This is a genomic window from Caballeronia sp. LZ035 (assembly GCF_031451175.1).
GTDB lineage: Bacteria > Pseudomonadota > Gammaproteobacteria > Burkholderiales > Burkholderiaceae > Caballeronia.
In genome coordinates, this window is sequence record NZ_JARUXS010000001.1 from 2,024,582 (window position 1) to 2,047,665 (window position 23,084).

22 protein-coding genes and 1 pseudogene are annotated in these 23,084 nt (G+C 65.4%); 9 read left to right on the forward strand and 14 right to left on the reverse strand.

Going from position 1 to position 23,084, the window contains the following annotated elements; translation table 11 throughout:
• The first annotated feature begins 23 nt into the window (after nt 1–23).
• The gene (locus QCE88_RS09600; RefSeq protein ID WP_309901297.1) at nt 24–1,601 is read left to right on the forward strand and encodes a hypothetical protein; all 1,578 of its coding nucleotides are present in this window, start codon (nt 24–26) and stop codon (nt 1,599–1,601) included.
• A 25-nt stretch (nt 1,602–1,626) separates the two neighbouring features.
• Here the strand turns inward: QCE88_RS09600 and QCE88_RS09605 are convergent, their stop codons facing one another.
• The 5 genes from QCE88_RS09605 to QCE88_RS09625 form a co-directional block, all read right to left on the reverse strand.
• Complete coding sequence (locus tag QCE88_RS09605) at nt 1,627–2,013, reverse strand: hypothetical protein (RefSeq protein WP_309901299.1); 387 nt, start codon at nt 2,011–2,013, stop codon at nt 1,627–1,629.
• A 156-nt stretch (nt 2,014–2,169) separates the two neighbouring features.
• Nucleotides 2,170–3,405 carry a porin gene (locus QCE88_RS09610; RefSeq protein ID WP_309901301.1) on the reverse strand — a complete coding sequence of 412 codons (1,236 nt, stop codon included), beginning with the start codon at nt 3,403–3,405 and terminating at the stop codon, nt 2,170–2,172.
• A gap of 539 nt (nt 3,406–3,944) precedes the next feature.
• The gene (locus QCE88_RS09615) at nt 3,945–4,217 is read right to left on the reverse strand and encodes a hypothetical protein (protein ID WP_309901303.1); all 273 of its coding nucleotides are present in this window, start codon (nt 4,215–4,217) and stop codon (nt 3,945–3,947) included.
• 142 nt (nt 4,218–4,359) lie between these two features.
• Complete coding sequence (locus QCE88_RS09620; RefSeq protein WP_309832356.1) at nt 4,360–5,517, reverse strand: aromatic ring-hydroxylating dioxygenase subunit alpha; 1,158 nt, start codon at nt 5,515–5,517, stop codon at nt 4,360–4,362.
• Between the two features lie 151 nt (nt 5,518–5,668).
• The gene (locus QCE88_RS09625) at nt 5,669–6,652 is read right to left on the reverse strand and encodes a LysR family transcriptional regulator (RefSeq protein WP_309901305.1); all 984 of its coding nucleotides are present in this window, start codon (nt 6,650–6,652) and stop codon (nt 5,669–5,671) included.
• A gap of 96 nt (nt 6,653–6,748) precedes the next feature.
• On the opposite strand from QCE88_RS09625, the gene QCE88_RS09630 reads away from it, so the two are divergent.
• Nucleotides 6,749–7,741 (forward strand): EamA family transporter, encoded by a 993-nt coding sequence (locus tag QCE88_RS09630; RefSeq protein ID WP_309901307.1) that lies wholly within the window; start codon nt 6,749–6,751, stop codon nt 7,739–7,741.
• Between the two features lie 5 nt (nt 7,742–7,746).
• Here QCE88_RS09630 and QCE88_RS09635 read toward each other — a convergent pair whose 3' ends face one another.
• Both QCE88_RS09635 and QCE88_RS09640 read right to left on the reverse strand, forming a co-directional pair.
• Nucleotides 7,747–8,394: a DUF938 domain-containing protein gene (locus tag QCE88_RS09635; protein ID WP_309901309.1), complete on the reverse strand. Its 648-nt coding sequence runs from the start codon at nt 8,392–8,394 to the stop codon at nt 7,747–7,749.
• Nucleotides 8,395–8,637: 243 nt separating this feature from the next.
• Nucleotides 8,638–8,994, reverse strand: coding sequence for a hypothetical protein (locus tag QCE88_RS09640; protein ID WP_309901311.1), 357 nt, complete (start codon nt 8,992–8,994; stop codon nt 8,638–8,640).
• 346 nt (nt 8,995–9,340) lie between these two features.
• Between QCE88_RS09640 and QCE88_RS09645 the strand changes: the two genes are divergently transcribed.
• The 3 genes from QCE88_RS09645 (at nt 9,341) to QCE88_RS09655 (ending at nt 12,770) form a co-directional block, all read left to right on the forward strand.
• Complete coding sequence (locus QCE88_RS09645) at nt 9,341–9,907, forward strand: ankyrin repeat domain-containing protein (protein ID WP_309901313.1); 567 nt, start codon at nt 9,341–9,343, stop codon at nt 9,905–9,907.
• Between the two features lie 603 nt (nt 9,908–10,510).
• Nucleotides 10,511–11,500, forward strand: coding sequence for a hypothetical protein (locus QCE88_RS09650; RefSeq protein ID WP_309901316.1), 990 nt, complete (start codon nt 10,511–10,513; stop codon nt 11,498–11,500).
• Nucleotides 11,501–11,531: 31 nt separating this feature from the next.
• A complete protein-coding gene (locus QCE88_RS09655; RefSeq protein WP_309901318.1) occupies nt 11,532–12,770 on the forward strand; it encodes an MFS transporter in 1,239 nt (412 codons plus the stop codon).
• 27 nt (nt 12,771–12,797) lie between these two features.
• Here the strand turns inward: QCE88_RS09655 and QCE88_RS09660 are convergent, their stop codons facing one another.
• Entirely contained in the window at nt 12,798–14,180 is a 1,383-nt protein-coding gene (locus QCE88_RS09660; protein WP_309901320.1) for an FAD-containing oxidoreductase, read from the reverse strand.
• 244 nt (nt 14,181–14,424) lie between these two features.
• Between QCE88_RS09660 and QCE88_RS09665 the strand changes: the two genes are divergently transcribed.
• Together QCE88_RS09665 and QCE88_RS09670 are read left to right on the forward strand one after the other, a co-directional pair.
• Nucleotides 14,425–15,738: a cation:proton antiporter gene (locus QCE88_RS09665; protein WP_309901322.1), complete on the forward strand. Its 1,314-nt coding sequence runs from the start codon at nt 14,425–14,427 to the stop codon at nt 15,736–15,738.
• Nucleotides 15,739–15,812: 74 nt separating this feature from the next.
• Nucleotides 15,813–16,397 (forward strand): ATP-binding protein, encoded by a 585-nt coding sequence (locus tag QCE88_RS09670; protein ID WP_309901324.1) that lies wholly within the window; start codon nt 15,813–15,815, stop codon nt 16,395–16,397.
• Between the two features lie 59 nt (nt 16,398–16,456).
• Here the strand turns inward: QCE88_RS09670 and QCE88_RS09675 are convergent, their stop codons facing one another.
• The 3 genes from QCE88_RS09675 to QCE88_RS09685 all read right to left on the reverse strand — a co-directional run bounded on the left by QCE88_RS09675 (nt 16,457) and on the right by QCE88_RS09685 (nt 19,510).
• A complete protein-coding gene (locus tag QCE88_RS09675) occupies nt 16,457–17,566 on the reverse strand; it encodes a saccharopine dehydrogenase C-terminal domain-containing protein (protein WP_309901325.1) in 1,110 nt (369 codons plus the stop codon).
• Nucleotides 17,567–17,716: 150 nt separating this feature from the next.
• Nucleotides 17,717–18,172 carry an Lrp/AsnC family transcriptional regulator gene (locus QCE88_RS09680; protein WP_309901328.1) on the reverse strand — a complete coding sequence of 152 codons (456 nt, stop codon included), beginning with the start codon at nt 18,170–18,172 and terminating at the stop codon, nt 17,717–17,719.
• Nucleotides 18,173–18,619: 447 nt separating this feature from the next.
• Nucleotides 18,620–19,510, reverse strand: a complete 891-nt coding sequence (locus tag QCE88_RS09685; RefSeq protein WP_309901329.1) for a LysR family transcriptional regulator — start codon at nt 19,508–19,510, stop codon at nt 18,620–18,622.
• 146 nt (nt 19,511–19,656) lie between these two features.
• Here QCE88_RS09685 and QCE88_RS09690 point away from each other — a divergent pair, with 146 nt between their 5' ends.
• Nucleotides 19,657–20,193 carry a Spy/CpxP family protein refolding chaperone gene (locus QCE88_RS09690; protein ID WP_309901331.1) on the forward strand — a complete coding sequence of 179 codons (537 nt, stop codon included), beginning with the start codon at nt 19,657–19,659 and terminating at the stop codon, nt 20,191–20,193.
• A 126-nt stretch (nt 20,194–20,319) separates the two neighbouring features.
• Nucleotides 20,320–20,748 (forward strand): PGDYG domain-containing protein, encoded by a 429-nt coding sequence (locus QCE88_RS09695; protein ID WP_309901333.1) that lies wholly within the window; start codon nt 20,320–20,322, stop codon nt 20,746–20,748.
• A gap of 26 nt (nt 20,749–20,774) precedes the next feature.
• On the opposite strand, the gene QCE88_RS09700 is transcribed toward QCE88_RS09695, so the two are convergent.
• From QCE88_RS09700 to QCE88_RS09710, 3 genes and pseudogenes are all read right to left on the reverse strand, one after another.
• On the reverse strand, nt 20,775–21,140 hold the full coding sequence (locus QCE88_RS09700) for a DUF3022 domain-containing protein (protein ID WP_309901335.1): 366 nt from the start codon (nt 21,138–21,140) through the stop codon (nt 20,775–20,777).
• A gap of 38 nt (nt 21,141–21,178) precedes the next feature.
• Nucleotides 21,179–21,958: pseudogene (locus QCE88_RS09705) on the reverse strand (YhfC family glutamic-type intramembrane protease).
• Nucleotides 21,959–21,967: 9 nt separating this feature from the next.
• Nucleotides 21,968–23,047 (reverse strand): LacI family DNA-binding transcriptional regulator, encoded by a 1,080-nt coding sequence (locus tag QCE88_RS09710; protein WP_309901336.1) that lies wholly within the window; start codon nt 23,045–23,047, stop codon nt 21,968–21,970.
• Between the last annotated feature and the right edge of the window lie 37 nt (nt 23,048–23,084).

Here is a 23,084-nt window from a genome sequence, read left to right on the forward strand (position 1 = left end):
CGCCCGGACACGAGGAGACCGGGATGAGCACATCCACGACACATGAACGCACCGCGCACGGGGCGCAGGAAGAAGAACGCGAAGACGAAGCCGCCGGCGGCCAGCCCGGCCCGCGCGTCGCCGAGGACCTTTCCGCGTGCGAAGCGCTCATCTCGCATGCGGCCGCGAGCGGCACCGTGCTGACGAAAGCCGATGTCGACGCCGTGCGGCGCGCGCGCGAGGCGTTCGACCAAGGCGTATGGGATCGCGCGATCGGCAGCGCGTTCTATGAGGCGATGATCCGCATCGCGGCCTCGGCGCACTATCCCGGACGGCGCATCGTCAGCGATCTCGATCACTGCCGCGACATGATTTCGTACGGCGCACAGAACGGCAAGCCGCTCGACGAGCACGATGTCGAAGCGATCGCGAACGCGCGCGCGGCGCAGGAGGAACACGCGTGGGACGCGCACATCGAGAGCGCGTTCTACGCCGCCATGAGCCGCATTGCCCATGCGGTTGCGCCGGTCGTCGCGGAGACGGCCGGCGACCAGGCGCGGGTCGGCGCGCGCCGCGCGATCCGCATCTACACCTATTCGGCGATTGCGCTGACGGTGTTCGTCGTGTCCCTGTCGTGTCTGTTGTTCGTCGCCAATCAGGTCGCCACGGACATCGCCGCCGTCGTCAAGAGCAACGACGCCGCCGCGCTCACGCTGCACAATCAATTGCAGGCGCATGCGGTGGCGATCGCCGACGCCGAAAAAAAGCATGACGACAATGCCGTCATCGCGTTGCAGAACTCGCAGCCCGCGCTGCAGATCAAGGAGGAGTTGCAGAACTTCGCGACCAATAATCGCCAGTTGTTCGCGGACGTATCGCGCATCAGCGCCTTCACGACGAGTCTCGGCCTCGGCGCGATCCGCAGCCCCTACAAGGCGCCCTGCGACGCTCAGGAAAACGTGCTCAATTTTCAGGGCGCTTATCGCACTTCGCATTCACCGCGCTATTTCTCGGGCAAGACGCAGAGCGGCGACTGGCAATGCAATCCGGATGTCGCGCGCAAGGTGCTCGAAATTACCCTGCCGCTGCTCGCCAGGCCCAACGCGGAGCCCGGCGACAGTCATCCGCCCACCGACCTCGACGCCGTCCAGCAAGGCTTCCAGAAAATCGCCGTGTATCAGGACATTCGCGCGATGGCGCTCTATGCGAACGACATCATCCTGTCGATCGTCGGCGCGGTCACCGGCTTCATGTTGCCGGTGCTCTATGCCTGGCTCGGCGCATGCGCGGCGATCCTGCGCCAGTTGTCCACCGATTCCGCGGCCAGCACCTTCCACCCCGAGCATTCGAAAGTCGCGAACCGGGCGCATGTGACGAGCGCGGTGATCGTCGGGATATCGATTGGTCTGTTCAGCGGCTTGCTCGAAGGCGGCAAGAATGTTTCGCCCCTCGCCATCGCCTTCATCGCGGGCTATGCGTCCGACAAGTTCTTCTTCTTCGTCGACCGTCTGGTCGGCGCGATGTTTCCGCCGCGCGCCACCGATCACGCCGATCGCAACCCGCGTCGTCCGCCCGGCGCGCCGCCGAAGGACGCCGTGAAAACGGTCCACTCCGGCTCGTGAACGGCCTCCTCGGCTGCGGCTGCGCTCAGAACAGATGCGGTGGCCGGGTGTCGGTCATGTCACGCGGCAAGGTCTCGTCGAGGTCGAACTCGATGCCCGGATAGTCCTGCAGACGTCCGCTGACTTCGGTTTCGCGCTCGCTGGTGAAGAGGCCATCGAGGAAGTCGAACGACAGGTGGCCGACCAGCGCCTTCAGCGCCAGCTCGGCACTGCGCTTCGGCTCCGTGACGATGTCGCCTGAGTCCGTGCGCGCGCAGAAGGCGCCGTTGTTCGCTTCCATTGCGCCGATGTCGATCACCTTGCCGTCCACGTTCTGCGCCAGCACGCGCTGTTCGACCGCGAACAGCCTGAAGGGACGCGCGAGGCCGGCGGGGGTATCGGCGCCGGATGGCGGGTCTGAGCGATTGGACATGATTCGATTCTCCATGGCTGCGTCGGTGACATCCGTGGAGCAAAGGCCGCGCCCGCCGGCGGCTCGGGACAGCGCAGAGAAATTGAATAAAAAAAACCGGACGCACGAGGCGTCCGGTTTCGGAACGATTCGCGGCGCGCGGCCGCGAAGTCACGCTTAGAAGCGGTGGATGATACCCACGCCCGCCGCGAACTGGCTGCGCGAGGACGACGGCTGGCCCTGGAAGCCATCGCCGATCGATGCAGTCGCATTGATCTGGCGGTTGACCGCGCCCGTCGGCGTGAACACCGGCGTGCCCAGCGTGCGGCCATTCGCGCGCTGGAACGCTTCCAGTGCGTACAGGCCCGTGCGCTTCGACAGCGAGTAGTACTGGGACAGGTTGAACTGATGGTACGACGCTGCGTCGTCGATGCCGTTCGCCTTGCTGGCCCACGTGTAGCTGTAGCCTGCCGCGAAGTCCCATGCCGTCGTCGCCTTCCAGTGCAGCACGGTGCCGGCCGTGTTGAAGACGGCCGTGTCGCTGAACTTCGAGTTGATGCCCGGGATGTACTGAACGTTCGTGTACGTCGCCGAGACATCCCACGCGCTGTTGAAGGTGTAGCCGAAGCCCACCGCGAAGCGGTTCTGCGCCTGTGCGCCCTGATAGCCGTTGGTCACCGCCGACACGCCCGACTGACCGCCGGTGTTGGTCGTCGAGTCCGCGCCGTACACGCCGCCGCCGTTGGTCGAGTTATTGATGCGCGTGAACGCCACCGCACCGCCGATCGGACCTTGCTGGTACTGGATCGCAGCCGACCACGTGGAACCCTGGTAGACGCTGTCCGGCACGCCTGCGAGCGAGTACGAACCGCTCACCGTGAAGCCGTACAGCTTCGGCGACGTATAGACGATCGAGTTGTTTGCGCGGTAGATCGTGTCGAGTTCGTCCAGATCGCCCGGGTGTGCGCCGAAATAGCCCGTCAGCCAGTTGGTCGGGCTGTACGGCGACATCAGCGTGTAGTACGAGGTGTATTGACGGCCCAGCGTGAGGGTACCGTAGCCCGGGTTCGTCAGACCGACCCATGCCTGGCGGCCGAACATTGCGTTCGTGTACTGCTGGCCGCCGGTGTTGATATTGAAGCCCGATTCCAGCTGGAAGATGGCCTTGTTGCCACCGCCCAGATCTTCAGCGCCCTTCAGGCCGAAGCGGCTGCCCGCCCAGATGCCCGACGCCATCTTGACGTTGGAGCGGCCGCCGCTGTTCGATCCCAGCGAGGTCTGGCTGCTTTGATAGACGATCGAATCGTCGACGATACCGTAGAGCGTAACGCTGCTCTGGGCGAAAGCCGGTGCCGCGGCCGCAAATGTCGTGGCTGCGACGGCAGCGGCCTGGGTCAGCGCGAAACGCTTCATTTTTAATCTCCTCATGCAATGGGCTGAACTTGTGTCGTCGACTTGTGGAACCGGTGCCGCCGAAGCGGCTTCACGTGTATCAAGTCGTAACTTTTATCGACGGGAAGTGTATGGCTTACAGACAGAATGCGAAAGAACGTCACACTTCGTTGTCGTTTTTTTTCACTGTCTGGTTAACCAGAATTTTCGCAAGCTGCATTTGGCGGCATCCGGTCGCGAAACTGACAATTGACTGACGTCAGCGTGGCTTCGGAGCGGCATTGGCGCGAAACGAACGATCGCGCGGCGAACGCGGCCAGTTCGCTGAGAGGTCGATGACACGGGGTTGCAAGGGAAGTTGGAATGCCTGGAAAGGCGGCGATCGGTGAGTCCGGCGCGAGGAAGACGCGGTGCGGGTCAGCGGGCCCGCGATGTCAGGATCGGTATTACTCCGATCAAGCGTCTGGCTTTCGGCTGAGCGCTGACGCACTGAAGCCGAAAGCAGGAAGGAAGCGTTACGTCAGCACCCGCACGCGCCGCTGGCGGTGTTGACGGCCGGTTCAGGGCTCGATTTTCGTGCGCAGTTCGCGCGCCGTTTCCAGAAGCCCTTCATAGCCCGAGCGCGCATGCGCGGGAAGATCGGGGTCGCCGACCAGCGTGCCGAGCGTCTCGATGATGCTGAACAGGATGCCCTTCGCCGCGCCCGCAGCCATCTTGCCGGCGGCGTAGGACTGATCGACGTGCGAGATCGCCGCGTCGAAATGCTCGACTTCGGGATGCGCATCGTCGATGTGCGGAGCGTCGTTGCGCGGCTCGGCCGGGTCGTTGTTCATGATGGATGTCCTCCGTGCGTGAACGTTCGCCTGCTGTCGATGGGCTGCCTTCTGTTCTGTATAACGCCGCGTTGCGGCGCGCGCAATCGAGAGCGCTCCGCAGGAAGTCCGCGCCCGGTCCCCGGTGCTTCCGCGAGGCCGCTCACGAAGCCGGCAGTTCCTGCACCGGCTGAATGAAATGCACGCGACGCGTCTCGCCGCCGCCGCGACCGGTGCCGTGCGCAACGCCTCGTTCCGACAGCAGCGCGCGCAGATCCAGGATCACCGGAAACACCTCGTGGTTGTGATCCGCGCCCTGCCGGTCATGCGCTTCCTGTTCACGTTCGACGATCCACCGGTCCTCCGTGAAAATGCGCTCCGTGAACCAGACCAGCAGCGGCCACGCGGCGTCGAGCACCAGCGGCAGCTTCGGGCGACGGATCGACAACAGGCCGAAGGTGCGGTTGGTGCGCTGCTCGGCGTCGAGCGGCACGTAGGCGATCCACAGGTCCATCACCATGGTCTCGTCCTTGGTGCGGATCTTGAGCGTCTGCCACGGGTACTCGGTGCGGACCGTCATGACGTCCTTGTTCGAGTCGTCGGGCTTCGCGCCGCGCTTCTGGCTGAACACCAGCGCCTCGCCGAGCGGCTGCTTGCCCGCCTCCCGCGCGAACACGTAATCGACCTCGATCCAGTCATCTCCGCGACGCCGTCCGAGCGAACGCGCGCGCATGCTGCCCATCTGCCGGCGATGCAGAAACTGATGGTTCATGTCCATCAGGTTTTCGTGCATGAAGGTGTAGTGGCACTTCACATCGCCGCCGAAACGACGGGTCTTGTAGGCACGGTCATCGGCGGAACCGAGTTCGGGGAACTTCGCTTCCGCAGCGAGCGCCGGGTCGCCGGTGAACACGAAAATCAGGCCCGCCGCCTCGCGGCACGGATACGCGCGCACGCCGTTGGGCAGGCGCTCGCGGCCGAGATAGGGGATGTCGGTGCAGCGGCCGGTGCAGTCGTAGGTCCAGCCGTGATAGCAGCAACGGATCGACTCGCCGTCGACGACCCCCGCCGACAGCGGCACCTGCCGATGCGCGCAGCGGTCTTCGAGCGCGAACACCTGGCCCGATTCGGTGCGCACGAGCACGATCGGATCGCCGGCGAACTTCACGCCGTGCGCGCGGCCGCGCTTCACCTCGCGCGACCACGCGAGTGGATACCAGTTGTCTGGATGGATATCGACGCGGCGCAGATCGCGCGTCGGTCTTGCGGGTGTATCAGTGGAACCGGCTTCCTGCTCGCCTTGCGGCAACGCTGCGTGCATGTACGACGCCTCCGGGAAAGGGGAGATCGGATTGAGCGCCCCGGACGACTGCGGCGCAATGAACGACCATTCGCAGTCTACACGGCGACGTCCGTTTCGGCGCGCGCAACCTTGCCCGGAATTATGCCGATGTCAACGCACTTGCCCGACATCACGCCGAGGGCAACGCGACCCGCCCCGCGTCCCCGAGGTGCGCATGCAGGTGATCGATCAGTGCGCGCACCTTCGGCGGCAGGAAGCGGTTCGGCGGATACAGCAGCCACACCGGGCCCTGATAGGCGCGCACCTGGATCTCCCAGTCGGCCAGGACGGGCTGCACACGGGCGGCGGCGAGCGCGTCGCGGGCGGCGAATTCCGGCAGCGCCGCGATACCGAGCCCGCGCTCGGCCGCCTCCAGCCGCGCGCCCGCGTGGTTCGCGAGGTAGCGTCCGTGGACCGTGACCGTGGCTGTTTCAGCGCTTTCTCCGCCCGTGCTGGTGACGTTGGTAGCGCTGGTGGCGTGCCGGGTGAAACGCCAGCGATTGTCGTCGGCGGTTTCTCCGAGATAGAGGCAGTCGTGCGCCGCGAGTTCGCGCGGATGCTCCGGCACGCCCCGCTCGCGCAGATACTCCGCCGCCGCGCAGAGCAGCCAGCGCACGCGCCCGAGCGGGCGGGCCGCGAGCCCTTGCGGCGGCTGGTCGGTCGCGCGGATGACGAGATCGATGTCGTGTTCGAGCGGATCGATGTCGTGGTCGCTGAAGACGAGCTGCACGTCGACGTCCGGATACGCCGCGAGAAACGCGGGCACGAGCGGATGGATGACGGATTTTGCATAGGCCGTCGGCGCCGACAGCGTGACACGTCCCTGCGGCTTGCCGGTGGAAAGGCCCGCGGCATCGACGGCGGCCGCAGCGGCGGCGGCCATGTCGCGGCAGTATCGATACACCTGCTGCCCGGCTTCCGTGACGCGGACCTTGCGCGTCGAGCGTTCGAGCAGGCGCGTGGCGAGCGCCTCCTCGAGACGCTTGATCTGGCGGCTCACCGTGGAGGGCGGCGTACCCAGCTGCCGCGCGGCGACGGAGAAGTTGCCGGCGTCGACCACGCGCGCGAACACGGCCATGTCGGGCATCAGGGCGAACAGATCGACGGGATTCATTTGTGCATCGGCGACAATAACGCTGTGCGTGACAACCCGATTATCGCGCGCAACGCATCATTCGACAATGACGGCTTCTTTCCTCCGGAGCCGTCCATGTCCCGCGAATCGCCCGCCCGCCGTGTGCTGCCGCTTGCCGATCTGCTGCTCTTCGCCGTCGCGATGGTGTGGGGCAGCAGCTATGGCGTCGTCAAAAGCGCGCTCGCCTTTTATCCCGTGCTTGGGCTGCTGACCCTGCGCTTCGGCATCACGTTCTGCCTGCTGGCCGTCAATCTGCGGCATCTGCGGTCCGCGAACGGGAAAACGCTTGCCGGTGTCATCGTGCTCGGCCTTTTGCTGCTGTCGATCTTTCTCGCCGAAACCTTCGGCGTCTTGCACACGCGAGCCGCGAATGCCGCGTTTCTCATCAGTCTGTGCGTGGTGCTGACGCCGCTCGTCGAATGGGCCCTGCTGCGCCGACGGCCCTCGACGCCCGAATGGGTGGCGGTCGGCGTGTCCTTCGCGGGCGCCTGGCTGCTTGCCGGCAACGGCACCCTTTCCTTCGATTTCAATCTGGGCGACGGCCTGATCCTCACTGCGGCCGTGCTGCGCGCGCTCGCGGTGTGCGTGACCAAGCGCGTGCTGCAAGCGGCGCCGCTGCCCGCGCTCACGGTGACGGCCGTGCAGGCGGGCGTCGTGACGATCGGCAGCGCGGCGATCGCGCTGACGATCGCGCCGGCGCAATGGCAGACGCTGCCGTCAGTCGCCGGACACACGGCGTTCTGGGGCTCGGTGCTGTACCTGGTGTTTGCATGCACGCTGTTTGCATTTTTCGCGCAAAACTACGCGATCGGGCGTAGCAGCCCGACCCGCGTGTCCCTGCTGATGGGTAGCGAGCCGGCGTTCGGCGCGTTGTTCGCGAGCGTATGGCTCGGTGAACACGTGTCGACTGCCGGATGGATCGGCGGCGCGATGATCGTCGCCGCCTCCTTCATGGCAAGCGTTTCATGGCGCGGACGGCCGGCGGGTGCGGGTGCGGGTGCGGGTGCGGGTGCGGGTGCGGGTGCGGGTGCGGGTGCGGGTGCGGGTGCGGGTGCGGCGGAAGCTTGAATGCGCTAGGCCATTTTCTCGAACACGACGCTGAAATTGTTTGCGGGCATCGCGATGACCTCCTTGAGCGCAAAGCCGACGCGCGCGCCCGATCTCTCCACCTCCTCCAGATCGCGCACGCCCCAGCGCGAATCGCGCGCGCGCAACTGTTGATCGAAGGCCTCGTTGCTCGGCGCTGTGTGCGAACCGTTGCGCCTGTACGGTCCGTACAGATACAGTACGCCGCCCGCGCCGAGTCGCGCGCCGGCGCCTTGAAAGAGCGCGTCCGTGGCCGCCCACGGTGCAATGTGGATCATGTTGATGCACACCACCGCCGACACCATGCCGATGCCCCAGTCATCGCTCGTCACGTCGATAGCGAGCGGTTCGCGCAGGTTCGTCAGTCCGGCGTGAGCACGCCAGGCGGCAATGGAGTCGCGCGAGGCGGCATCGGGATCGCTCGGCTGCCAGACGATGTCCGGCAACGCGGCAGCGCAGTGCGTCGCGTGTTGTCCGGTGCCGCTCGCGATCTCGAGCACGACGCCCTGTCGAGGCAACACCCGCGTGAGGATCGACAGGATCGCATCGCCATTGCGCTCGGCGGCCGGAGCGCGGCGGCGAATGCCGGTTTCGGATTGCGGTGTATTGCGGGGATCGGATGCTGCGTCGGTCATTTGGGTCGTTTCGTGGTAAGGCGGTGCGTGATGGTGCTGCGAATCGCCGGCGATGGGTTTGGGATGAGGCTTCGTATCCCAGGTGCTGGGGTGTTGCGGGCTCGATCGGCGTGAATGCCTCGCCGTGTCGCGAACCTCGACGTCTCCGCAAGATTAGTCATAAGCGGGAAAGACTTGCAACGCCAGAGGCTTTCGTGGCTTTTGTGAATGTCGCAACTTCCGCTGCGTCTGCCGATTCTGCGGTCATGACTGTCGCAACCTCCGCTGCGTTTGCGGATTCTGCGGCCCTCGCGACGTATGCGACGTATGCGACGTATGCGACTTCTGCGGCTTCTGCGGCTTCTGCGGCTTCTGCGACTTCTGCGGCTTCTGCGGCTTCTGCGGCTTCTGCGACTTCTGCGGCTTCTGCGGCTTCTGCGGCTTCTGCGGCTTCTGCGGCTTCTGCGGCTTCTGCGGCTTCTGCGGCTTCTGCGGCTTCTGCGGCTTCTGCGGCTTCTGCGACGTTTGCGACGTTTGCGACGTTTGCGACGTTTGCGACGTTTGCGACGTTTGCGACGTTTGCGACGTTTGCGACGTTTGCGACGTTTGCGTCTCCAGCATCCCGCGAGACGCAGTTTTTGCAACGCCCGTGGTCACTTGCAACGCTCCTGGCGCTCGCGACGGCCGCGCATGGGCGTAAAAAAACGCAACATACAGCATGCCAGCGCCTCTGCGCTGGGCTCGATTCGTGCTGCTTCCGCCCGCGGCAAGCGTGGCGGGACATGAAACCTGTGTATGCTCCCGGTTGATCCCGCGTCCGCCGCTCATTTTGCATGATGCGTTTTGCATGCGAAATGCCATTTGGTATGCATGACCCATGCATGCAAAACACAGCAAGGCACCCGCCTGCAAGGCTTCCCGCCAGAAAGAAGCTGCGCACGCGGCGCAATCGAAATTGGAGTCAGGCATGCAGCATGATTCGAACCAGCAAGCGCCGGAGCAACCGAAGCCCGGCCCCGACGACGACATGATCGCCTTTGCAAGCGAAGTGTTCGACGTAGCCCGGCGCGGCGACGCCACCATGCTCGACGCCTTGCTGTCCAAAGGTCTGCCGCCCAACTTGCGCAACGACAAGGGCGACAGTCTCGTGATGCTTTCGAGTTATCACGGCCACGCCGACGCCGTGCGCGTGCTGCTCGAGCACAAGGCCGACCCGGACCTGCGCAACGACAACGGCCAGACGCCGATCGCGGGCGCCGCGTTCAAGGGCTTCACGGACGTGATCGAGACGCTGCTTGCGCACGGCGCCCATGTCGAGGGCGCCTCGCCCGATGGACGCACCGCGCTGATGATCGCCGCGATGTTCAATCGCGTGGAGATCGTCGAATTGCTGATCGAGCGCGGCGCGGATCCGGATGCGCGCGATGCCGGCGGCTTCTCGGCCCGCGACGCTGCCGAAAAGATGGGCGCTCCCGATACCGCCGCCCGCCTCGTCGAAATACTGGCCGCGCGCAGTCGCCCGGGCGCGGCATGAGGACGTCGGAGCGAGCGCACGACGGCGGCAAGTGGCCCGTCACGGCGCATCGACCTCAGCCTGTGGCACTTTGCATTCAGCCTTTTGCATGCAAGATGCAACCCGTCCCGGCGACGGACGCACGAAGCATCCAGGGTGCAGTGTGTTAAAACGGGTGCGCCGCCGGCAACCGCGCACCGCAGACGCGCACGCGCATGCACATGCACGCGCCAACAGCGACTGCGCGACGCCACGATCCGACCAACGACAATCAAGACCAACAAGCAGGTAATCCGGAACCATGGAGCTTTTGTGATGACAGGCGGTTTCCCGCATCGGGGTCATGGGTCGTCGAACCGTGAGCGCGCGCCTCGCCGCGTGCGCCCGATCGATGACGCCTTGCACGCGGCCGCGTACTGCCTGGCGCGCCTGTTTGCGCGCATGCTGGCGCTCGTCGCCCTATGCGCATGGGTTGGCGCACGAACCTGCAGACCAACCCGCCTACGAACTCGCACACGAACCTGTGCAAGAACACTCGCAGGAATCTGCCCGCGAATCCGCAACGCCCTCCGGCCTCGCACCGCCGCGACCCTCCTGGGCGCCGCGGCGCTCTCCGCATGCAGCTTGCTGCCGCAGCAGGTGCCCGCGCCGATCGTCGAGCATTCCTACATCCCGACGCCGGCCGAAGCCGCGCCCAGCGAGCCTGAGGAGCCCTTGCCCGAAGTGCAGGCACCCGAGCCTGCCTCCGCCGTCAAGCCCGCGCCGGCGCCGAAGCCCAAGCGCCGCATCGTCCGGCCGAAACCGCAGGAGCCTGCTGTCACGCCGCCGCCCGAGCCGGCCGAGCCGCCGCCGCCCCCGCCGATCATCTCGACGCGCACCATGCAACACGATCAGCTGCACGGCCTCCTCGATGCCGAAGTGCAGCGCCCGGACGGCAAGGTCGTTGGCCGCGCAGTGGACATGTATATCGATGCCGCCGCGAAACCGAAGCTGCTGATGGTGAACCTCGCCGGTTTCATGGGCGTCGGCGACCGCAAGGTCAATTTCCCGTGGACGGCCTTCCGCTTCACGCCCAATGCGAAGGGCGCGCCGATCACCTTCGTGCAACCGGCGCCGCCCGCCAAGGGCAAGCCCGCGGATCCGGCGCCGAAGCCTCAGCCCGTCAACGAAGCCCCCGCGAATCTCGTGCAACTGGTCGACTCGACGGTGTCGCAGAAGAGCGGCGCGCGCATCGGCCGGGTGGTCGACGTGCTGGTCGATTCGCAGTCTCAGCCGCAGGCACTCGTGCTCGATCTGTCGAGCTCGCTGGCGGAAGACAAGCGCCATGTGGCCGCCAACTGGGGCGACCTGCATGTCGTCTCGCACAACAAGCAATGGCAATTGCAGATGGACTTCAACGACGCGCAGTTGAAGGCGACGCCGACCTACTCGCCCGAGCAGCCGATCAAGATCGTCTCCCCGGTCGTGCCGGCGGCTGCGTCAGCCACAGCGACAGCAGGCGCATCGGGAAGCTCGGGCGCGACGGCGACGGCGCTTCCGGGGCCCACAGGAACGACGGCTTCTGGCGCCGTGTCGGCGCAGAAGCCGACCTCCAGCGCGAGCCCCGCCAAGTAATGGATAACGACATCGAGAACAGATTCACAACATGGTAATTGCACGCAGTCTGCGCGCGCTCGACTGGCTGAACTTCTTTGTCGCCAACGTGCAGACCGGCTTCGGCCCCTTCATCGCTTCGTACCTTGCGGCCAACAAATGGACGCAGGGCGAGATCGGCCTGATGCTTTCCGTCGGCACGATCAGCGCGATGGCGAGCCAGTTGCCGGCCGGCGCGCTCGTCGACGCCATGCGCAACAAGAAATTCGCTGCGCTTTCCGCGATCGTCGCGATCATCGTGAGCGCGCTGTTGCTCGCCGCGAGTCCGACCTTCGTCCCTGTCTTCGCCGCCGAAGTGCTGCACGGCTTCGCGAGCTGCATGCTCGTCCCGGCGATGGCCGCGATCTCGCTCGCCCTCGTCTCGCGCGCCGATCTCGGCGACCGGCTGGGCCGCAATGCGCGCTGGGCATCGATCGGCAGTGCGCTGACGGCGGCTTTGATGGGCGCGTTCGGCGAGTACCTGTCGCTGCGCTCGGTCTTCTTCCTGACCGCCGCACTCGCGGTGCCGGCGATCTTCGCGCTGCGCATGATCCATTACGACATGGCGCCCGCCATACCGCGCGCATCGCCCGGCAAGCCGAAGATCGCGCACGAAGGCGAGGAACGCGAGTCGCTGCGCGAGTTGCTGAAAGACCGCCGCCTCCTGATCTTCGCGGTGTGCGTCGTGCTGTTCCACCTGTCGAACGCGGCGATGCTCAATCTCGCCGCCGGCGAAGTCACCGCGCACATGGGCGACAACGTTCAACTGGTGATCGCCGCGTGCATCATCGTGCCGCAGTTCCTCGTCGCGGTGATGTCGCCATGGGTCGGACGCCAGGCGCAGAAGTGGGGCCGCAGGCCGGTGCTGATCCTCGGCTTCTGCGCACTGCCCGTGCGCGCGATCCTGTTCGCCGGCGTGAGCAGCCCTTACCTGCTCGTGCCGGTGCAGATGCTCGACGGCATCAGTGCGGCGGTGTTCGGCGTGATGCTGCCGCTCATCGCGGCGGACGTCGCGGGCGGACGCGGACACTACAACCTGACCATTGGTTTCTTCGGTCTTGCGGCGGGCGTCGGCGCGACGCTGTCCACCGCGGCGGCAGGCTTCGCCGCCGACCGGTTCGGCACGACCATGAGCTTCTTCGGCCTGGCGGGCGCGGGCGCGCTCGCGGTGCTGATGGTGTGGCTCGCGATGCCCGAGACACGCACCGAGCATCCGAACACCGCGGAGGTCGAGCCGCCGGTCAAGGCCTGACCTTGCACGAGCGCACTGAAGCCACGATCATCGCAAGGGCTTCAGGCCTTCGAGCAACGTCGGGATCAGTTCGCTCACCGTCGGGTGGATGTGCATCGCGCGCTGCAGCGTCGTATAGGGCGCATCCGCGTTCATGATGTCGATGAAGGTATGGATCGCCTCGTCGCCTTCTATGCCGTAGATCGCCGCGCCGAGGAATCGCTTCGTGCGTGCATCGACGAGCGCCTTCATGAAGCCATCTGTTTCACCGCGCTCGCGCGCCCGGCCGACACGCGCCATCGGCATCGTCGCGATGAGCGCCTCGCGGCCGTCCTTCCTCACCTCTTCCTCGCTCATGCCTACGCGCGCGAACGGCGGATCGACGAACACGGCGTACGCCATGATGCGCGTGTCGACGCTGCGCGCCTCGCCATCCAGCAGGTTCGAAGCGACGATCTCGTAGTCGTTCCATGAGGTATGCGTGAACGCGCCGCGTCCGTTCACGTCGCCGATGGCATGAATGCCTGGCACGCTGGTGCGCAACTGGCCGTCCACGTCGATCATCCCGTGCCGGTTCACCGCAATGCCTGCGTGCTCGAGGCCAAGATCGTCGGTGTTCGGCGTGCGGCCGGTCGCGAACAGCAGATGCGACGCATCGACCGTCCCCGTGCCGGTTACGATGCGCACCCCCGCCGCCAGCGGCTCCACACGCTGCAGGTCGGTGCCGAAGCGGAACTCGACGCCCTCGCGCGACAGCACGTCCTGCATCGCGCGGGACACGTCCTCGTCCTCGCGCGTGAGGATCCGCTCGCCGCGCACGAGCAGCGTCACGCGGCTGCCGAAGCGGCGGAACATCTGACCAAATTCCAGCGCGATATAACTTCCTCCGACGATCACCAGATGCTCCGGCACCTCGGTGAGTTCGAGGATGGAGGAGTTGGTCAGGTAGGGCACGCTGTCGAGTCCGTCCACGCGCGGCACCGCGGCGCGCGTGCCCGTGTTGATGAAGACGAGATCGGCATCGATGTCCTGGGTCGAGCCGTCGGCGGCCTCGATGCGCAATGCATGCGGCCCCGTGAAGCGTCCATGGCCCTTGAACACGGTGACGTTCTTCGTGCTGCGCAGCCACTTCTCGACGCTGCTGCGTGAGCTGCCGATCACCTCGTCCTTGCGCGCTTTCACGCGCGCCATGTCGATCGCGATGTCGCCGTCGATCATCACGCCGTAGCGCGCCGCCGTGCGTGCGACATGTGCGGCCCGCGCACTGGCCACGTAGGTTTTGGTGGGCGTGCAGCCGACATTCACGCAGGTGCCGCCAAACAGATGCCGCTCGATCACCGCCGTGCGCCGGCCGCTTTCGGCCAGCCGTACCGCGAGCGGCGAACCGCCCTGTCCCGTGCCGATGACGACTGCATCGAAATGCTGTGACATGGTGAGGCCTCCATGATCCGTTGCGAACGCGCCGTCGTGGATGGCGATGCGCTGCACACGAGTCGAAACTTGGGTCCAAGCATAGGTCGAAGCATCTTACGCGCAAGCCGCCACGGCTTCAGGAACGCTGCCCCGGGCGCCCGTTGCGGACATGGGCATGACACGTGCTGCTTTTGTGTGAATCATGCCGCGCGTCCAGGCGCGCGGCTTTCGTCCACGCCGGCTCACGCAACCGAAGGCATTCATGATCGAGACGATATGGTTTCTCGTCGTCGGCGGCGTGCTCATCTTCATGGGCCTTGCCAGTTCGATGTTCCGGCGCCTGCCGATCAGCACCGCGATGTGCTATCTGGCGATCGGCTTCGCGCTGGGTCCCGCCGCGGCCAATCTGCTGACGCTCGACCTCGCCACCGACGCGACGGTCCTGCGGCGCATCACCGAAGTCGCGATGCTCGCATCGCTGTTCGCCATCGGCCTGCGCCTGCGCGTGCCGCCCACCGATCGCATCTGGATCCTGCCCGTGCGTCTCGGGCTGGTCGCGATGGTGCTCACCGTCGTCGCGCTCACGGTCTTCTCTGTCTATGTGCTCGGCCTCGGCTGGGGGCCGGCGTTGTTGCTCGCCGCGATGCTTGCGCCAACCGATCCGGTGCTCGCGCACGATGTGCAAGTGGAAACGCCCGGCGACATCGACTTGCTGCGCTTCTCGCTGACCGGCGAAGGCGGCCTGAACGACGGCATTGCGCTGCCCTTCGCGCTGCTCGGCATCGCGGTGTGCAGTCTCGAGGCCAAGCCAAGCGAAGCGCTGCATTGGAGCTTTGCGTTGCAGGCCGCATGGGGCATCGCAGGCGCGCTCGCCAGCGGCTGGCTGCTCGGTGCGCTGTCGGTGCGGCTCGTGGCGTATCTGCGCACGCGCCACGGACAGGCACTGGGTCCGGAAGGCTTCTATGCACTGGGACTGATCGCGCTGTCGTATGGCGTCGCGGAGCTGATGCACACCTATGCCTTCCTCGCCGTATTCGCCGCGGGGCTCGCGATGCGCCGCGTCGAACAGAAGGCAAGCGGCGACAAGACGCCGCGTCAGGCGATGGGCAAGATCGATGCGGACGATGTCGGCGCGGCCGCGGCCGATCCCGAACGCGCGCACGCGTTCGTGGCCGAGCGCGTGCATGGCTTCACGATCGAACTGGAGCGTATCGCCGAGGTGGCGATCATGCTGATGGTCGGCGCCCTGCTCGCGACGATGTGGCGCGAACTCTTCACGTGGCAAGCCGCCGCGCTGATTGCGGGGCTCTTCCTCGTGCTGCGGCCGGCGGCGGTCGAGCTTTCGCTGATCGGCTCCAACGCGACCGGCACGCAACGGCGGCTCATGAGCTGGTTCGGCATACGCGGGGTGGGCTCGTTCTACTACTTGCTCTATGCGCTCGAACACGCCCCGCGCGATATCGCGGCGCCGCTCGTGCCGCTCGTCATCGCGACCATTGCGGCATCGGTCGTCGTTCACGGCATCACCGCCACGCCGCTGATGAACCGCTATCAGCGCTCGATCGTGGACGATTGACTGCGCGCTTGCCTGGATGCACGGGCGCGCGGCATCATCATCGTCATGCACAACCCTTTCGAGGATGTTCAGGCGTGAAGCATCTGCTCTTCTTCTGCGGTCATGCAGGCACCGGCAAGACCACACTGGCCAGGCGCCTGTTCGCGCCGCTCAGCCGCGCCACCGGCGAGCCGTTCTGTCTGCTCGACAAGGACACGCTCTACGGGCCATACAGCGCCGCCGCGATCGGCGCGCTCACTGGCGATCCGCACGATCGCGACAGTCCACGGTTCATCGAACACTTCCGGGATCCCGAGTACCGTTCGCTCATGAATACCGCGGCGGAAAACCTGTCGCTGGGTACGAGCGTGATCGTCGTTGCGCCGCTCACGCGGGAAGTGCGCAGCGGCCGCCTGTTCGAGCGCGCGTGGCTGGGTGTCGGCGACGATGTCGCGATTCGCGTCGTATGGGTTCACACCGCGGAGGCGGTGGCGCGCGAGCGCATTCTTGCCCGCGGCGATCCAAACGATGCGTACAAGCTGGCGCATTGGGACGAGTATCGCCAGCGCCTGTTCGTACCCGACGACACCCTCGCCCGCACGCTCGTGATGGTCGACAACACCGCGCCCTCGGATCAGGCAAATGCGGACTTGCTTGCGCGTCTTGTCGAGGCGGGATGATGCGTCTTTTATTACGCGTTTTGCATTATGCGTTTTGTATTACGCGTAATGAATGCACCTCACGCGGCGGCGAGTCGCCGCGCCGGCGCCAGCGCATTCGCGCCCTCGTACAGCTTGCCGAAACGGTTGCCGAGAAACGCCTCGAGCGGCACCTGCTCCTGACGCACGAAGCCGGACTGCGGCAGCACGCCCTCGCGGAACAGGTCGAGTTCGGCGCAAATCGCGCCGGCCGTGGTGATCTGGATGGCGCTCATCGGCACGCCGCACACGTTCTTCGCGAAGATCTTGCGCGTGAACACGTCCTGCACGAGCTGGCCGTGACGCATGCCCGTCACTGTGACGAAGATCAGCACCACGTCCTGCGCCGTCGAAGGCACCGCACGTTTGAGCATGGCCTTGAGACCATCGCGGTCGGTGGACATGCGCAGATCGTCGAGCAGGAATTGCATCAGATCGCGGTGCCCCGGATAACGCACCGACTTGTAGTCGAGCGTCTCCACCTTGCCGGCCAGCGTTTCGCATAGCGTGCCCAGCCCGCCGGACGTGTTGAACGCCTCGTATTCGATGCCGTCGAGCGAGAAATGCTCGACGCCTTCGAGCGGCTGCACCCACTGCGTACGGCCTTCGCGAATTGCCTCGCAGGGCTGGCAATACTCGTTGATGAGTCCGTCGATGCTCCACGTGAGGTTGTACTTAAGCGCGTTGGTCGGAAACTCGGGCAGCGCGCCGACGCGCATCTTCACTTCGCGAACATCGTCGAGACGTTTCGCGAGATCGTGCGCCACGATGCCGATGAAACCTGGCGCGAGACCGCATTGCGGCATGAAGGCGAGTTCCGAACCGTCGGCGATGGCGCGGATCGCATGCGTCGCGCGGACGTCCTCGGTCAGATCGAAATAATGAACGCCGGCCGCCTTCGCTGCCGAGGCGACGTTGATCGCAAGGTAGTAAGGCAATGCGTTGACGAGGGCGTCGAAGCCTTGCAGCGCCTGCCGCAGCGCGGGGGTATCGGCGGAATCGACACGGCGTGTCGCGAAGCCTTGCGCATCGAGGAGCGCGAGCGCGTGTTCATCGCGATCGAACGTGACAACTTCGAAATCCCCGCTGTCACGCAACAGCTGAGCAATGCTTCGACCGATCAATCCGGCGCCGACGAGAGCCACTTTCATATTCGTCTCCTTTTGTGTGTTCGAGTGGGGCCGAAGCCTTCCTTGAACAGTGTAGGAGTGGACGAATGCGGTTCCTAGACGCAAAATGATGCGCTTCGACGAGCGTTTTCGACGTTCCGACGATGCAACGCTGCGTTTTGTCGTATTCGGCTAGCCAGCCCGGTCGATCTTGCGCGCCAGGATGATGGACGTCGTCGTCCGCTCGACGCCTTCCAGTGCGCCGATTTCGTCGAGCAGATCGTTCAGGCGGTCGGGTGAGTCGGCGCGCAGCCAGGCAACGTAATCGAACTCGCCGCTCACTGCGCAAAGCAACTGGATCTCCGGCATGCGCGCGAAACGCTTCTGCACATCACGTCCGTATCGCGGCGTCAGCTTGATGCCCACGTATGCCTGGATGCTCGCGTCGAGCACGTCCTGCCCGAGCCGCACGCCATAGCCGGCGATCACCTGGTTCTTTTCGAGCCGCGCGATGCGGGCGATCACCGTCGTGCGCGCGACGCCAAGCTGCCGCGCCAATTCAGCGACGCTCTCGCGCGCGTTCATCTGCAACATCGCGACGAGGTTGCGATCGATGTCGTCGAGTTGATCGAGGCGCGGCGGTCTCATGTATGCGTCGTCCCTGAAATGTGGTGTTGGCTGGTTTGGCTTTATGCGTTTTGCGTTTTGCGTTTTGAATGCCAAAGGGTGTTCGGGCATGCGCTTTCGGTATGTTGGCGAGCGGTGTGCGATTTTCCCTGGGCTCTCAGGCTCTCAGGCTCTCAAGCTCACGGACTCACGCGCTCGCGTGCGAGCGAGTAGCCGAGTAATCAAGCAGCGAAGTAACGAATCACCGTCATGCCTGCCCTTCTGCCCGCCCCACTCCCGCCATGTTGTGTTTTGCATTACGCGCTTTGAATGCAAAACCGCCTTTGGCATTTTGTGTTTTGCATTATCGCTGACAGATCCGGACCATCAGCAAAGTCGCACGTTTGGATCGCGGCAAGGCTCTCGAGGCTTCTCGCCCGCTGAACCGCTGGCCAACCGCCCTCGCCCGCCGTCCCCCAACACCCCTTGTCACACCCCCAGCCGCGCCATCATGAAGTCGACGAAACTGGCCAGCTTCGGCGTCGCCCGCGTATCACGCGGATACACCAGATGCACCGGCGACGACTTCGGCAAATACGCCTGCAACACCGCCACCAGCGCCCCGCTATTCAGTTCGTCCTCGACCAGCGCATGCGGTTGCAACACCAGTCCGAACCCTGCCAGCGCGGCCTTCTTCAGCGCCTCGCCGTTGTTTGCCCGAAAGCGCGCGGAACCCGTGCGGCGCGCGAGGATCGCGTCGTCCTCGCCTTCCAGCCGCCAGCCCGCTTCGCGTCCCTGATGCACGAAACCCAGGCACTCGTGTCCTGCGAGATCGGCGGGCGTCGCCGGCATGCCCGCACGCGCGAGATAAGCAGGCGCCGCGCAGACGACCATCGCATAGGGCTTCAGCGGACGCGCGACAAAACTCGAATCCGCCAGCGCGCCGATGCGCACGGCCGCATCGAACCGTTCCTCGACGATATCGACCACGCGATTGGTGAGATCCAGTTCCACCGCGATCTGTGGAAACGCCGCCAGAAAATCGGTGACGGCCGGCGTGACGAAATGCACGCCGTAGGTCAACGGAACCGTCACGCGCAACACGCCGCGCGGCGTCGCGCTCATGGCTTCGGCGAGCGTATCGGCGGCATCGACCTCGGCGAGAATGCGGCGGCAGCGTTCGTAATATTCACGGCCGACTTCGGTCAGACTCTGGCGGCGCGTCGTACGCACCATCAGCCGCGTGTCCAGACGCGCTTCCAGTGCCTGCAAATGCTTGCCCGCCATCGGCGCGGAGATCGAAAAGCGTTCGGCCGCCGCGCTCAGGCTGCCCAGATCCACGATGGCCACGAAGACCCGCATGCTCAACAAGGTATCCACTGCGCTTATTTTCCAGAGTCGTATCGAATGTAAGCAGTTGTGGCAATGCAAACGAATTTGCATGCAATCGTGATACTAATATCCGCCAACGGCATGCAGCATACCGGCACGCCCACCTTTCATCTCGATTCAAGGTACCTACACGAATGAAAAAAACTCTCGTCACCCTGGCCGCCTCGCTGGTCTCGCTGGGCGCATTGAGCCCGGCCTTCGCGCAATCGTCCGCGCCCGCGCCCGCAGCCGCTTCGGCGCCGGCCGCGCAGGCCGCTGCTTCGGCACCGGCCGCCTCGAAGCGCGAGGCACGCACCGAAGAACGTATTTCACAGCTCCACACGAGCCTCAAGATCACGCCGCAGCAGGAAGAGCAATGGTCGAAGTTCGCCGACGTGATGCGCGACAACGGCCGCACCATGGCGGATCTTTATCGCCAGCGCGTCGCCCAGCGCAGCACGATGTCCGCGCTCGACGACATGAAGCAGTATCAGCAGATCACGCAAGCAAATGCAGACGGCACGAAGCGCCTCGTCGACGCTTTCGAACCGCTTTATGCAAGCCTCTCGCCAGAACAGAAGAAGCTGGCCGATACCAGCTTCCGCGACGAGCAAGGCAAGGACCATCGCCATCGTGCGCATCGTCGCCCGCAAGCAGCCGGCGCGGCGCCGGCCTCGACTACCAAGCCCTGAGTCCGCACACGCGCACCGTGCGTTCAAAGCCCGCTCAGGCGGGCTTTTTCACATGCCGAGGTGCACAATGGGCGCGAATGCCGTTACGATCCCGCATTCCAATGTCACGCCATCCGGCAACGCACCATGCTCCATCTGACCCAGCTCGATCTCGCCTCTGACCTGGCCGCATGCCGCGTCGTCAAGGACGAAGCCGTATCCGTCGAATTTGCAGCCGGCGACGGCGAACTGATGAGTCTCGAAGGTCCGAACCGTCACATGCAGGGCGATGCCATCGTCAGCGGTGCCGGTGGCGAACGCTGGGTCGTGTCGCGCGCACGCTTCGACGCGAAGTACGCACCCGAAGGCGGCATCGCGCATGGCGAGCCGGGCATCTATCGCAATCTGCCAAGCATCGTGCTCGCTCGCGAGATGCACGAGCCCTTCACCGTCGCGCGCTCGGCGGCCGGCGATATCCTTACCGGCGATGCCGGCGACTGGGTCATGCAATACGCGCCCGGCGACTACGGCGTCGTCAAGGCCGCGCGCTTCGCCAAGGTGTATCGCGTGCTCTAGACGCAAAGCACTGGCCGCGAACCGCGTCAGGCAAAGTCCTCGCCCATCTCCAGTTCCACTTCGCGCGGCACGGCCTCGCCGTTCGCATACTGCTCCTCCAGCGATCCGAGCGTGGCCTCCACATAGGCGCGCAACACCGCATAACTGCGTGCGTGCATGCGCGGCGGCGTCGCCCGGTAACGCGCGAGCGCGTCCGGATCGAAACGCACGTCGATGGCAATGCGCCGCGCCTGCGCGCCAAAGCGCATCGCCACGTAATGAATCACGAGCGAGGTGCGACCCGTGTCGTCCTTGCGCTCCGCGAACTGCGTCTGTTCCGGAAAGAGGTCGGAGATCACGCGCGCAAGCATGTCGATGTCGGCGCTCGGGCAGTCGTATTGATAGTCTTCCATGCCGTGTCGAAGAGAGGTCGGGAGAGGTCGGAGCCGGTTCAGGCAGCGCGCCGATAGTAGCGCACCAGGCCCACCGCGACGAACACACCGAGCGCGAGATACACGGCGTCGGCGGCGAAGAGCGGCACCAGCCGCGCCTGGAACAGCGCGGCAGGCAGGCCGACGAGCGCATGCGCCGCGATCAGGAACGGCAGCGCATGACGCGAGCGTTCGCGCAACATCTGCCACATCAGCGCCGAGAAGCCGAGTTGCAGCACGAACGCGCTCGCGCGTTCGATCACGAAGATGCCCGCCGATACCGGCGACAGACTCAGCAACACCAGATGAATGCGCGCCACCGCTTCGAGCGGCGCGTTGACGAAATGGGCATCGAGCGTGCCGCGATCAGCGAGCACCGCATAGATGATCCACTGCACCTGCACCAGCACGCCGACGATCTACGCTTCCGCGCCGCCATGTCCGATGCCATATCCAAGTCCCGGCCCAACCCGGCCCAGCGTGCCGGGTTCGCGCGAGATGAGCCACTTCATCGCGAGAAAACGGCCGACTTCCTCGCAGACGCCGGCGGCCAGCGCGCCATAGACGACAAATACCGCGGGGCTCGCGAGCCAGCCGGACGTCACGGCATTGCCGAGCACGAAGCCATGCAGCGCACGTTCGATAACCATCGCGAAGAGCGCGAACACGCCCACGCCGAGAATCGCCTCGCGCGGCACGATGCCGAAGCGCGGCCGCAGCCTGCGATACAGCACGATGGGCAGCGCGGCGATCAGCAGCGCCGCCAGCGCAAGACACAACAAGGTCGACACACTGACCATTCGAGTTCCTCAGGTTCCTTGGGATAGCGCGTGCGGGTCGCGCGCAGTAGAGGCACGCACGATGAGTTCGCCAGGCAGCAGGCACTCCCGCGCGGGCATCGTTGCGCCGCCGAGCCGCTCATGCAGAAATTCGACCGCCCGCCGGCCGATATCGCCGGTCGGCTGGCGCACCGTCGTCATGCCGGCGAGCTGGGCCCATTCGGAATCGTCGATCGACATCAGCGCGACGCGCGCCTGCCAGTCCGCGCCATAGCGCGCCTTCAGATGCACGGCGACGCGCAGCGCAACCGGCCCGTTGGCCGCGAACAGCGCAACGCGCCGGCCTGCTGCCTGTGCCGCGCTCACGCGTGCGTCGAGTTCGTCCAGCGCGGCCGAGGCATCGGCGAGATCGATCACGAGCGTTGCGCCGCTCGCCTCCAGCGCCGCGAGCGTTTCACAAAACGCCGCTTCGCGCTGACGCCGCGAGCTGACATGCGTGACGGGCTGCACGATGAACAGCAGCTCGTCGAACCCCTCGGCGACGAGGTGACGGGTGGCCAGCGCCACGGCCGCGTGATTGTCGAGCCCGACCATGTCGGTGACGAGCCCTTCCACCGAGCGGTCCACCAGCACGACCGGAATGCCGCCCTGCGCGAAGCCTTGCAGCAACGCTTCCTTCACGCCGAGCGCATTGACGATGACGCCTTCGACGCGATACGTCGTGAGCAGTTGCAGATAGCGCCGCTCCATGTCGATCTCGTTGGCCGCATGACAGATAAGCGGCATGTAGCCGAGCGTATGGCACGCCGCCTCGACGCCCTGCAGCACTTCCACCGAGTACGGATTGGTCAGGTCGGCGAGCAGCATGCCGATCAAGCGGTTGCGGCCGCGCTTGAGGCCCCGCGCCATCTGGTTCGGCCGATAGTCCAGCCTGGCGATGGCCGCCTCGATGCGCTCGCGCAGGTCGGGCGACAGTACGCCCGTCTCGCCGTTCAGGTAGCGCGAGATGCTGGTCTTGCCGGTGCCCGCCTCGCGGGCGACATCGGTGATCGTTGCACGGCGCGTGACAAACGGCGCCGGGGGCTGGGTTGAAGAAGGATCGTCGGACATAAGGGTCGTGGCTTGCGCGGCGCCTTGAAGCGAGACG